Genomic DNA, 12,048 nt, shown 5'->3' on the forward strand with positions numbered 1-12,048 from the left:
CCTTCTGTACTCAAAGAAAACAAAGTACAAAAGGTAAGAACCCCATATGTTATATTATCTATTTGAATATTTAGAAAGCGAATATCAGTTTCCTGGAGCAACGCTTTTTCAGTTTATCACCTTTAGGGCGGCAATGGCTATTATAGTATCATTGTTGATCTCTACAATTTATGGTAAACGAATTATAAACTTTCTTAGAAAGAAGCAAATGGGAGAAAGTATTCGAGAGCTTGGTTTAGATGGTCAGGCAGAAAAAGCGGGTACACCAACAATGGGAGGGGTTATTATTATTATTGCGACTCTTGTACCAGTGTTATTATTTGCAAGACTAGATAATATATATGTAATCCTGCTGGTTGTTACAACCTTATGGATGGGTGTTATTGGATTTACAGATGATTATTTAAAAATAAAGCGAAAAGATAAGGAAGGCTTAGCTGGACGATTCAAGATCATAGGACAAGTGGGGCTAGGGCTTATAGTTGGATGTACAATGTATTTTCATGGAGATATCACTATCAAAGAAGAAAAAGCGAAATCAGAAACAGTTCAAAAAGCAGCTGTAGGAGAAGAGGTGTCTGATTTTAACCCAGCGACAAAATCAACAAAAACCACGTTGCCATTTTTTAAAAATAATGAATTTGATTACTCAGATTTAATCACATGGATTAGTCCCGAGATGGTGAGATATACTTGGTTAATTTTTATTCCCATTGTAATATTTATCGTTACTGCAGTATCAAATGGAGCCAATCTTACTGATGGAATTGATGGGCTTGCTGCTGGTTCATCTGCAATAATAGTACTCACATTGGCCTTGTTTGCATGGATATCTGGTAATATCATTTTTTCAGACTATCTCAATATAATGTATATCCCTAACTCAGGAGAGATTGTAATATATATAACAGCTTTTGCGGGAGCATTAGTTGGGTTTTTGTGGTACAATACATATCCAGCGCAAGTATTTATGGGAGACACTGGTAGTCTTACCATTGGAGGAATAATAGCAGTGATAGCAATTGCAATACGTAAAGAGTTTTTGATTCCAATCCTTTGTGGGATCTTTTTTATAGAAACCTTGTCTGTAATGATTCAGGTAAGTTGGTTTAAGTACACCAAAAGAAAACATGGAGAAGGACGAAGAGTGTTTTTAATGTCTCCTTTACATCATCATTATCAGAAAAAAGGGATACATGAGAGTAAGATTGTTTCAAGATTTTGGATTATAGGAATTTTGTTGGCAATTATTACGGTTGTAACACTTAAAGTGAGATAAGGACATGAACAGTAAGTCAAATATAAGAAAGCGACTCGTTGTGCTGGGAGCAGGAGAAAGTGGTGTAGGAACTGCTATTCTCGGTAAAAAGGAAGGATTTGAAGTTTTTGTTTCTGATAAGGGAGTAGTAACGGATGAGTATAAAGATGTTCTTAGAAATTTTGATATCCAATGGGAAGAAGGGGAGCATACAGAAGCTAAGATTCTGAATGCAGATGTTGTAATGAAGAGCCCTGGGATTCCAGATAAAATAGCACTGGTAGAAAAGTTGAAAAATGCTGGAATTAGGGTTGTGTCAGAAATAGAATTTGCATCAGCATATACAACGGCACAAATTGTAGGGATTACAGGAAGTAATGGCAAGACAACGACCACAATGCTTACGCATTATATACTCGAAAAAGGAGAGTTAGAGGTGAATATAGCAGGTAATATAGGAGATAGTTTTGCTAAACAAGTGGCAGAAAAGGATGCTCCCATATATGTTTTAGAGCTAAGTAGTTTTCAGTTAGATGGTATAGAAGATTTTGCTCCTCATATTGCTGTATTAACTAATATTACGCCAGATCATTTGGATCGATATGAATATGAATTTGAGAATTACATAGCCTCAAAATTCAGGATTACAATGAATCAAAAAGAAGAGGATTATTTTATTTATGATGCCGATGATTCAGTAATAACAGAATATTTAGATAAACACCCTGTTCGTTCAAGGTTATTACCTTTCTCATTGACCAAAAAGGTAGAGAACGGAGCATATTTAGAAGAAGAAAACATAATAATAACAATAGATAATAATATAATTAAGATGCCAACAACAAAATTAGCAGCAAAAGGAGGTCACAATGTGAAAAATGCTATGGCGGCAGCCACAGTATCACAATTGTTGAAAATTAGAAAAACGACTATAAGAGAATGTCTTGAAAATTTTCATGGTGTAGAACATCGATTAGAAAATGTATTAAAAATTAGTAATGTACAATACATTAATGATTCAAAAGCAACGAATGTAAATGCAACGTTTTATGCTTTGGATGCTATGAAATCTGCAACCGTTTGGATTGTGGGAGGGGTAGATAAAGGAAATGACTATACAGAGCTATATTCTTTGGTAAATGAAAAAGTAAAAGCAATCATTTGCTTAGGAGTAGATAATTCAAAAATAATTAACGCATTTGGTAATTGTGTAGATAATATTGTTGAAACACAATCTATGAAAGAAGCTGTAAATATGGCCTATAAGATAGCAGAGCGAAATGAAAATGTATTGTTGTCTCCTGCATGCGCAAGTTTTGACTTGTTTAAAAATTATGAAGAAAGAGGAAGGCAGTTTAAAGAAGCGGTGAGAGAACTGTAGTAGAGTAATAATTAAATCTGTATAGAAAATAAACAGTCTAATTGTGAAGAGCAAAGTATAAAAGATGACAAAGAAAATACTAACAAATATAAAAGGGGATAGGGCGATCTGGGCTGTAGCGGCTTTGTTGGCATTGTTTTCGTTTCTTCCTGTCTATAGTGCTAGTAGTAATTTGGCGTATTTATATGGAGATGGAGATACTTTTAGCTTTTTGGTAAAGCATTTTGCGCACCTTGTTTTGGGGTTTTTGATTATGTATGGAGTACATAAAATACCATACCATTATTTTAAAGGATTGTCTATAATTATGATTCCTGTTATCGTAGTATTGTTGTTGGTTACAATGGCACAGAACACTACCATAGGAGGCGCAAATGCGAGTAGGTGGATTCGTCTACCGTTTGTTGGAGTTACTTTTCAAACATCTACATTGGCAGCGGTCGTTTTAATGACCTATGTAGCTAGATATCTTTCAAAAATTAAAGATAAAATAGTTTCTTTTAAAGAAACATTGGTCCCGCTTTGGTTGCCTGTTTTTTTAGTGTTAATGTTGATTCTGCCAGCCAATTTTTCTACTACAGCTATTATATTTTCGATGGTTATAGTATTAGTGTTTTTAGGAGGATACCCATTACGATATATAGCAATAGTTCTTGGCACAGGATTTCTGGTGCTTACTTTTTTTGTATTGTTTGCCAAAGCATTTCCAGGAGTTTTTCCGAATAGAGTAGATACATGGGTAAGCAGAATAGAAAACTTTGCAGATGACAAAGATACTCAGGAAGATTATCAAATCGAGCGAGCAAAAATTGCAATAGCAAGAGGGAGAGTTATTGGTACTGGTCCTGGGAAAAGTGTACAAAGAAATTTTTTACCTCAATCATCATCAGATTTTATCTATGCTATTATTATTGAAGAATGGGGATTCGTTGGAGGTGTTTTTCTGATGTTATTATATATATTATTATTACTACGATTGGTAATTGTGGCCCATAAAAGCACAGATATGTTTGGTAAGTTATTAGTCGTAGGAGTTGGGTTACCTATTGTTTTTCAGGCATTGATAAATATGGCTGTAGCAGTAGAGTTATTTCCGGTTACTGGGCAAACATTGCCACTTGTAAGTAGTGGAGGTACATCAATTTGGATGACATGTCTAGCAATAGGTATTGTGTTGAGTGTAAGTAGTGAAAGGAATTCAGATATAGAAGAAGAAAAAATTAAAGAAAAAGAAGAAGATTCATTGGGAGTTTTGAGTGAAGTTTTATGAGTAAAAAGCTAAAAATCATATTATCAGGAGGAGGAACAGGAGGGCATATCTACCCTGCGATAGCTATTGCCAATGAGATAAAGAAAAGATATCCTGAGGCTTCTATTTTGTTTGTAGGAGCAGAGGATCGTATGGAGATGCAAAAAGTACCACAAGCAGGGTATGAGATTATAGGACTATGGATTAGTGGTATTCAAAGAAAATTAACGTTGAGCAATTTGTTGTTTCCAATAAAGTTATTAAGTAGTCTTTGGAAATCTAGAAATATTATAAAAAAAATCCAGCCAGATGTGGTTATAGGAACAGGAGGATTTGCAAGTGGACCACTATTAAAGGTGGCAAATTCAAAAAATATTCCAACAGTGATTCAAGAACAAAATTCATTGCCAGGAATCACAAATAAATGGTTGTCAAAAGGAGTAAATAAGATATGTGTAGCCTATGATGGTATGGAACGCTTTTTTCCTGAAAATAAAATTATAAAAACAGGAAACCCAGTAAGGAAAGATCTGTTGAGTGTAGAGGGAAAAAGAGAAGAAGCTATTGCAAAATATAAGCTTGATACAAAGAAAAAAACAATAGTAATATTAGGGGGAAGTCTAGGTGCAAGAAGAGTTAATCAGTTAATCGAAAAAGAATTAAAATTTTTTGCAAAAAAAGAAGTGCAGATAATTTGGCAATGTGGGAAACTGTATTATTCAGAGTACAAGAATTATGACGATCATAAAAACGTGCAAGTACATCAATTTTTGGATACTATGGATTTGGCATATGCAGCAGCAGATATTATTATCTCTAGAGCAGGAGCAAGTTCTGTTTCAGAATTGTGTATTGTGGCAAAACCAACATTGTTTATTCCTTCTCCAAATGTAGCAGAAGATCATCAAACCAAAAACGCACAAGCTATAGTTGATAAAGGAGGAGCAGTAATGTTAAGAGAGAAAGAATTAGATGACAATTTTCAGTATACAATTTCAGAGATACTAGCATCAGAAGAGAAACAGATCAAACTATCAGAAGCAATAAAAAAAATAGCATTACCCAATGCGACTTCTGATATCGTTAATGAGATAGAAAAATTAATAGAAAAGAAGAGGTAAGGAATAAGTGTCAATGAATAAAAGTTTAGAGAACATACAAAATATATATTTTATCGGTATCGGAGGTATTGGTATGAGTGCTCTTGCGCGATATTTTAAGTTCCTTGGTAAAAATGTAGCAGGATATGATAAAACACCAAGTCAGATAACTACGGATTTAATTTCGTTAGGTATTCCAATTCATTTTGAAGACGGTGTAGATTATATTCCTGAAGTGTTTTTAAGAAAAGAGAATACTTTGATAGTGTACACGCCTGCTATTCCAAAAGATCATAAAGAGTTTGTATATGTACTGGAGAATGATTTTTTGATAAAAAAGAGAGCAGAAGTTTTAGGGATAATAACAAAAGATATTTATACTCTTGCGGTTGCAGGAACACATGGTAAAACTACGACAACAGCAATTTTAGCTCACTTACTTAAAGAAAGTGGAGCAAAAGTAACAGCATTTTTAGGAGGAATTAGTGAGAACTATCAATCCAACCTTATTTTAGAAGGAAATGAAGTGGTTGTAGTAGAAGCAGATGAGTTTGATAGATCGTTTTTGCAATTATATCCAGACATAGCTGCTGTTACCTCGATGGATGCAGATCATTTGGATATTTATAAAAAAGCGAATGCATTAGAAGAATCCTTTGTTGAATTTTCAGCAAAAGCAAAAGACCATTTATTAGTCCGAAACGGGTTGCCGCTTTCAGGGATCACTTTTGGAATTGAAGATGATTCTGATTATTGTATACAAGATATAAAAATAGATAATGGGACTTATATTTTTGATTTAAAAACCCCTGACAAACTCATAAAAGATTTGCATTTAAACCTGCCAGGTAAACACAACTTGTTAAATGCTATTACGGCCTTTGCTATAGCAATGCTTTACGGCTCCCCGACCGAATCTTTGGCAAAGGCTTTATTTTCTTTTAAAGGAGTGCAGAGAAGATTTAGTTATCAGATCAAAACAGAAGATTTGATATACATCGATGATTACGCACACCACCCAACAGAGATCAATGCATTACATCAAGCGGTAAGAGAAATGCATCCAAATAAAAAAGTATTAGCCGTTTTTCAACCACATTTATACAGTAGAACAAAAGATTTTGCTTCAGATTTTGCACAAAGTCTTGAGCAATTTGATGAACTTTTTCTATTAGATATATATCCAGCAAGAGAATTGCCTATTAAAGGAGTGACTTCTCAATGGCTTTTGGATATGATAGATACAGAAGAGAAAAAACTTGTGAATAAAGATAGTTTGATAAAAACGATAAGAAGTAGCGATCCTCAGGTAATAGTAACAATTGGAGCAGGTGATATAGGAGAGGAAGTAAATAAGATAAAGGAGGCTTTACTAATATGAAAAATAGAATTTTGACATATTTAAAGTGGAGTGGACTACTTATTTTGATAGTAGTTCTTTTTGCTTTTGCAGGTAAGCGTAATGAGCAACGAAAAATTAATGAAGTACATGTGGAATTCATAGAAGAGCAAGATCAATATATAAATGAAAGGGCGGTTAATAAATTGTTAATACAAAATCAGGAAAGAGTTACGAATGTGGGCAAAGAAATTTTAGTTTTGAATACCGTAGAGCAGAAACTCGATGCACATAAAATGATTGAACATTCTGATGTGTATCTGACTGTAAATGGGGAACTTAAGGCACAAATCAAGCAACGCACCCCAATTGCTAGGGTTGATGCGGTTACTCCTTTTTATGTTGACGCTACTGGAAATATGATGCCTTTATCAGGTAGTCATTCGGCTCATGTGCCGATAGTACATAATGTATCTGAGCGAGAAGTCACTCAAGTATTCCCTTTGTTGAAAAAAATTCGTAAGGACGAATTTTTGAAAAAATATGTTGTAGGAGTATACCTTAATAGAGAAGGTAATTATGAATTAGAATTAAGAGTGTATTCATTTACATTGGTTTTTGGGAAAATAGAAAATTTAGAAAAGAAGATTAAAAATTTTAAGGCATTTTATCAAAAAGCAAGAAAAGATAAGAGTCTTGATACGTATAAAAAAGTCAGTTTGCAATTTAGTAATCAAGTGGTTTGCACAATAAAATAATACCAATATGGCACGAGAAGTAAATGAAATAGCGGTAGGATTGGACATAGGAACAACTAAGATTGTTGCTATGGTAGGAAAATATAATGAGTATGGGAAGATGGAAGTATTGGGAGTTGGTAAATCCAAAAGTTTAGGAGTACATAGAGGGGTAGTTAATAATATTACACAAACTATTCAATCCATACAACAAGCCATTCAGGAATCAGAAAGTGTTTCTGGAATGAAAATTAACAATGTAACAGTTGGAATTGCTGGTCAACATATTCGTAGCCTGCAACATAGTGATTATATCACAAGGCCTAATGCCGATGCAGTAATAGATGAAGATGATATAGAAAAATTATGTAATCAAGTACATAAACTGGTTATGTTGCCTGGTGAGGAGATTCTACATGTATTGCCGCAGGAATATAAAGTAGATGGTCAGGCAGAAATAAAAGAACCAGTAGGAATGTATGGAGGAAGATTGGAGGCCAATTTTCATGTAGTAGTAGGACAAGTAACCTCTATACGTAACATAGGAAGATGTGTAAAAAGTTCAGGTTTAGAATTATCAGATGTGACCCTAGAGCCATTGGCGTCTGCAAATGCAGTATTAAGTCAGGAAGAAAAAGAGGCTGGTGTTGCATTAATTGATATTGGTGGAGGAACAACAGACTTAGCCATTTTTAAAGATGGTATTATACGTCATACGGCAGTTATTCCTTTTGGAGGTAATGTTATTACAGAGGATATTAAAGAAGGTTGTTCTATTATAGAAAAACAAGCAGAATTATTAAAAATAAAGTTTGGATCTGCATGGCCAGGAGAGAATAAGGATAATGAGATTGTTTCAATCCCAGGATTAAGAGGAAGGGAACCCAAGGAAATTACCTTAAAAAATCTTTCTAAAATTATTCATGCCAGAGTGGTAGAAATTATAGAGCAGGTTTTTCTAGAGATCAAAAACTATGGACATGAATCTCCTAAGAAAAAATTGATAGCAGGAATTGTATTGACAGGAGGAGGTTCACAGCTTAAACACCTTAAGCAATTGGTAGAATATATCACTGGTATGGATACGCGAATAGGATATCCTAATGAGCATCTGGCAGGAAACAGTGATTCAGAAACTACTAGTCCAATGTATGCAACTGCTGTAGGATTAGTAATGGATGGATTGATTCATCTTAAAAAACAAAAAAAGTCAGTAAAAAAAGAAGAAACTTCCATACGTACAGAAACAACGACACAGCAAGAAAAAGTAGTTGTAGAAAATACTGTTGTTGAAGAAGAATTACCAAAAGAAGATCTTAAGCCGAGAAAAAATATTTTGGAGAAGTGGACAGAAAAATTCAAGGAATTCTTGGATAACGCTGAGTAATTAAAAAGTAAATATGCTCAATGTTTGGGCATAGAAAAATATATAAAGTATAGTTTAGGAGAACCATAAAATTAGCAATTATGAGTAAAAGTGAGGAGTTCGAAAATATTTCGTTTGATTTGCCCAAAAATCAATCTAATGTGATCAAAGTAATCGGAGTTGGAGGAGGAGGTAGTAATGCCATAAATCACATGTTTCAACAGGGTATTAAAGGAGTAGATTTTGTGATTTGTAATACAGATTCACAAGCTTTAGAAAATAGCTCGATTCCTAATAAAATACAATTAGGAGTTTCTCTAACCGAAGGATTAGGAGCTGGAGCAAATCCCGAAGTAGGAGAAAAAGCAGCAGTAGAAAGCTATGAAGACATAAAAAATATGCTCGACACCAATACCAAAATGATTTTTATCACAGCTGGTATGGGTGGAGGAACAGGTACAGGAGCTGCTCCTGTGATAGCAAAAATGGCCAAAGAATTAGATGTGTTGACTGTAGGGATTGTTACTATTCCTTTTCAGTTTGAAGGTCGTATGCGTAATGAGCAAGCTCAGCTAGGAATAGAGAGATTACGTGCACATGTAGATTCTTTGATTGTTATTAATAATAATAAACTAAGAGAAGTATATGGTAACCTTGGGTTTAAGGCTGGTTTTTCTAAAGCAGATGAAGTCTTAGCAACTGCCTCTAGAGGTATAGCCGAAGTAATAACACATCACTATACACAGAATATAGATTTACGTGATGCAAAAACAGTACTTAGTAATAGTGGTACGGCAATTATGGGGTCTGCTAATGCCTCAGGTAATAAACGTGCTCACGATGCTATTGCTAAAGCATTAGATTCTCCATTACTTAATGATAATAAAATTTCTGGAGCCAAAAACGTACTTCTCCTTATTGTTTCTGGTAAAGAAGAAATTACAATTGATGAAATTGGTGAAATTAATGATCACATCCAGCAAGAAGCTGGACATGGAGCTAATATAATAATGGGAGTAGGAGAAGATGAATCTTTAGAAGATGCAATCTCTGTTACAGTTATTGCTACTGGTTTTGATGTAGAACAACAAGATGAAATAGTAAATACAGAAACCAAGAAAATAATTCATACGCTTGAGGATGAACAAAGAGCAACTACACAAGATTTATCTCCTAAATCTACAGGGAAAATTACTCCTATAAGTGCTCCGATTCCTAAAAAAGAAATTGAAGAAGCAAAGATTATAAAGCACAAATTAATTGAAGAGGAAGAAGTAGAAGATATTTTGATACCTACAACAGATTTGCTAAAAAATATAGATGTGTCTTATGAAGTAGTAGAACCATTTTCTTCTAATGATGACTTTGTGATTATAAATGCACAAGATATCATTAAGCAAATAGAAGTTAATGATGAGAAAGAGATTCACATACAAGAAGAAAAAGAAGATCAATTTGCATTGGCGTTTGATATGCCTGTAGAAAATACAAAAGAACCAGAACAACCTATAATTTCAAATGATTCAGTTTCTGAGCAGAAAAAAACACAAGACGAACAGCCTATAGTTTTTGATCTGAGTGATGATATCATGGATATGGAGGTTAAGGATCCTATAGAGGTAGTTCCTGTGGGAGAAACTGTATCAGAAGGTGTGCGTAAATATAGTCTGGAAGATTATATGGAAGAGGAGAAGAGATTGACAGATGCAAAACCAACAGAGGTTGAAGAACAAGACGAAGAAATTCTTTTAGAAAAGAAAATTATTACTCCAACTCCTGAGGTAGAAAAAAGTGAAGATGTAGATCCTATGAATCAACCTATTTCTGAAACTTTAAAAGCAAGAGCAGCAGAACGTAGAGCTAAGATGAAGGAGTTTAATTATAAGTTTAGAAATAGTTCTTCTAATATAGATGATATAGAAAAAGAGCCTGCATATAAGAGAGCAGGGATAGATGTAGATGCAAAACCAGATGATTCTGGTTTGTCAAGAACATCTTTAGGAACAGATGGTAATGATGATATACAATTGCGTAAAAACAATTCTTTTTTACATGATAATGTAGATTAGATTAAGTATCTACATAAGGAAACTATAATAGGTAAAAGGTTGAAAAACCTATAAAAATAAATAGAACTAAACCGATAATCTATCCGTAGAGTATCGGTTTATTTTTTATCTTCGCAATCCAGAATGATATAATAATTTTAAACCCAAAAGGTGATGAGTTTACAGCAAGAAGTAATGACAGCGATGAAAGAAGCAATGAAAGCTAAAGATACAAATGCTTTGACCTCATTGCGAGCTATAAAATCAGCCATTTTATTGGCTCAGACAGAAAGTGGAGCAAAAGAAGAGTTGACAGAAGATCAGGAATTAAAATTATTACAAAAACTGGTAAAGCAAAGAAAAGATAGTGCTGTTATTTTTGAAGAGCAAGGGCGTAATGATTTGGCAGAACCAGAATTGGCTCAAGCAAAGGTAATTGAGAAATTTTTGCCAGAGCAATTGAGTGAAGAAGAGATAGAAAAAGTAGTAGTAGAGGTTATCGCTTCTACAGGAGCAGAAGGAATGAAAGATATGGGTAAGGTGATGGGAGCAACAAGTGCAAAATTAGCAGGAAAAGCTGATGGAAAAACAATTTCTACTATAGTAAAGAATAAATTATCATAATTATAACAAATCGGCCGCGTGGCGCAACTGAATAGCGCATCAGATTTCGGCTCTGAGGGTTGGGGGTTTGAATCCCTCCGCGGTCACTGGGGAGGGCAAGTATTTTTTACTTGTCCTTTTTTATTTAATATTTAATATTCAGTTAATTAGATCGACCTCTAAGGTTTGACGTTTTTATAAAAAATTGAAACCTTTAAATATTGTAATTTTAAGTTTTTGTTTTTAAGTTTTTGTTTTTTAGTTTATTAAGGGGTTTGTGTCTTGTTAAGAGGTAATAGCTAGATAACTTATCTTTTTAAATCACATAATATAATAGAGCAAAGGCAATGTAAATTTATATCTATTAGCTATATTCTATAATACGACTTAACTAGTTATCTTTGTTTTAAAACAAGTGCAAATGGTACCAGAATTTTTCACAGAATTTTTCAAAAGCCTAGATGAATTGGGTCGTGAGACCGTAATTAGGGAGCTATTATCTATGGTCGATCCTTCAGAGCCTGACTTGTATACTGTTCATTCCGAGGTGCAACAAATCCAGTCACTACATTGCCCTAATTGTCAAGACATCGATATCCGTGCAAATGGCAAGGCTAATGGTGTGCAACGTTATTTTTGTAAATCGTGCAAGAAGTATTTTAGGGAAACTACAGGTAAAGTTACTTTTGGTTTAAAAAAGGGGAACTTGCTTAGTGTTTATTTGTACCATATGCTATTAGGCAATTCGATAAAGAAATGTGCTGAACAGACAGGTATCTGTCTCCAAACTTCATTTGACTGGCGGCATAAGATATTAAGTGCCTTTGAAGGGGCTGTTCCTGATGGTTTTGAAGGTATTGTAGAGAGTGATGATATTTTCTTTCTTGAATCTGGCAAAGGAAACAGGGAATTACCTAGAAAAGCTCGTAAGCGTGGAAGTAAAGCATCAGTAATGAACAGGTTGCTG

9 protein-coding genes, 1 tRNA gene and 1 pseudogene are annotated in these 12,048 nt (G+C 34.1%); all 11 read left to right on the forward strand.

What is annotated here, in order from left to right; translation table 11 throughout:
• Positions 1-46 precede the first annotated feature (46 nt).
• Positions 47-1,279 (forward strand): phospho-N-acetylmuramoyl-pentapeptide-transferase, encoded by a 1,233-nt coding sequence (gene mraY, locus CVD18_RS06850; protein WP_103864703.1) that lies wholly within the window; start codon positions 47-49, stop codon positions 1,277-1,279.
• Positions 1,280-1,283: 4 nt separating this feature from the next.
• Positions 1,284-2,639 carry a UDP-N-acetylmuramoyl-L-alanine--D-glutamate ligase gene (gene murD / locus CVD18_RS06855; protein WP_103864704.1) on the forward strand — a complete coding sequence of 452 codons (1,356 nt, stop codon included), beginning with the start codon at positions 1,284-1,286 and terminating at the stop codon, positions 2,637-2,639.
• Between the two features lie 64 nt (positions 2,640-2,703).
• Positions 2,704-3,909: an FtsW/RodA/SpoVE family cell cycle protein gene (locus tag CVD18_RS06860; RefSeq protein WP_103864705.1), complete on the forward strand. Its 1,206-nt coding sequence runs from the start codon at positions 2,704-2,706 to the stop codon at positions 3,907-3,909.
• Entirely contained in the window at positions 3,906-5,009 is a 1,104-nt protein-coding gene (gene murG / locus CVD18_RS06865) for an undecaprenyldiphospho-muramoylpentapeptide beta-N-acetylglucosaminyltransferase (RefSeq protein ID WP_103864706.1), read from the forward strand. The genes CVD18_RS06860 and murG overlap by 4 nt, the downstream gene beginning before the upstream one ends.
• Before the next feature lie 13 nt (positions 5,010-5,022).
• Complete coding sequence (gene murC / locus CVD18_RS06870) at positions 5,023-6,369, forward strand: UDP-N-acetylmuramate--L-alanine ligase (RefSeq protein ID WP_103864707.1); 1,347 nt, start codon at positions 5,023-5,025, stop codon at positions 6,367-6,369.
• Positions 6,366-7,085, forward strand: a complete 720-nt coding sequence (locus CVD18_RS06875) for a cell division protein FtsQ/DivIB (RefSeq protein WP_103864708.1) — start codon at positions 6,366-6,368, stop codon at positions 7,083-7,085. The genes murC and CVD18_RS06875 overlap by 4 nt, the downstream gene beginning before the upstream one ends.
• Positions 7,086-7,092: 7 nt before the next feature.
• Positions 7,093-8,451 (forward strand): cell division protein FtsA, encoded by a 1,359-nt coding sequence (gene ftsA / locus CVD18_RS06880; RefSeq protein ID WP_103864709.1) that lies wholly within the window; start codon positions 7,093-7,095, stop codon positions 8,449-8,451.
• Positions 8,452-8,531: 80 nt separating this feature from the next.
• Positions 8,532-10,499, forward strand: coding sequence for a cell division protein FtsZ (gene ftsZ, locus CVD18_RS06885; RefSeq protein WP_103864710.1), 1,968 nt, complete (start codon positions 8,532-8,534; stop codon positions 10,497-10,499).
• A 153-nt stretch (positions 10,500-10,652) separates the two neighbouring features.
• Complete coding sequence (locus CVD18_RS06890) at positions 10,653-11,102, forward strand: GatB/YqeY domain-containing protein (protein WP_103864711.1); 450 nt, start codon at positions 10,653-10,655, stop codon at positions 11,100-11,102.
• Positions 11,103-11,114: 12 nt separating this feature from the next.
• Positions 11,115-11,188 (forward strand) — tRNA-Arg (locus CVD18_RS06895).
• A 314-nt stretch (positions 11,189-11,502) separates the two neighbouring features.
• Positions 11,503-12,048, forward strand: a pseudogene (locus CVD18_RS06900) (hypothetical protein); the annotation flags it as partial.

It is taken from the genome of Aquimarina sp. I32.4, assembly GCF_002924285.1.
In the GTDB taxonomy this organism is placed as follows: domain Bacteria; phylum Bacteroidota; class Bacteroidia; order Flavobacteriales; family Flavobacteriaceae; genus Aquimarina.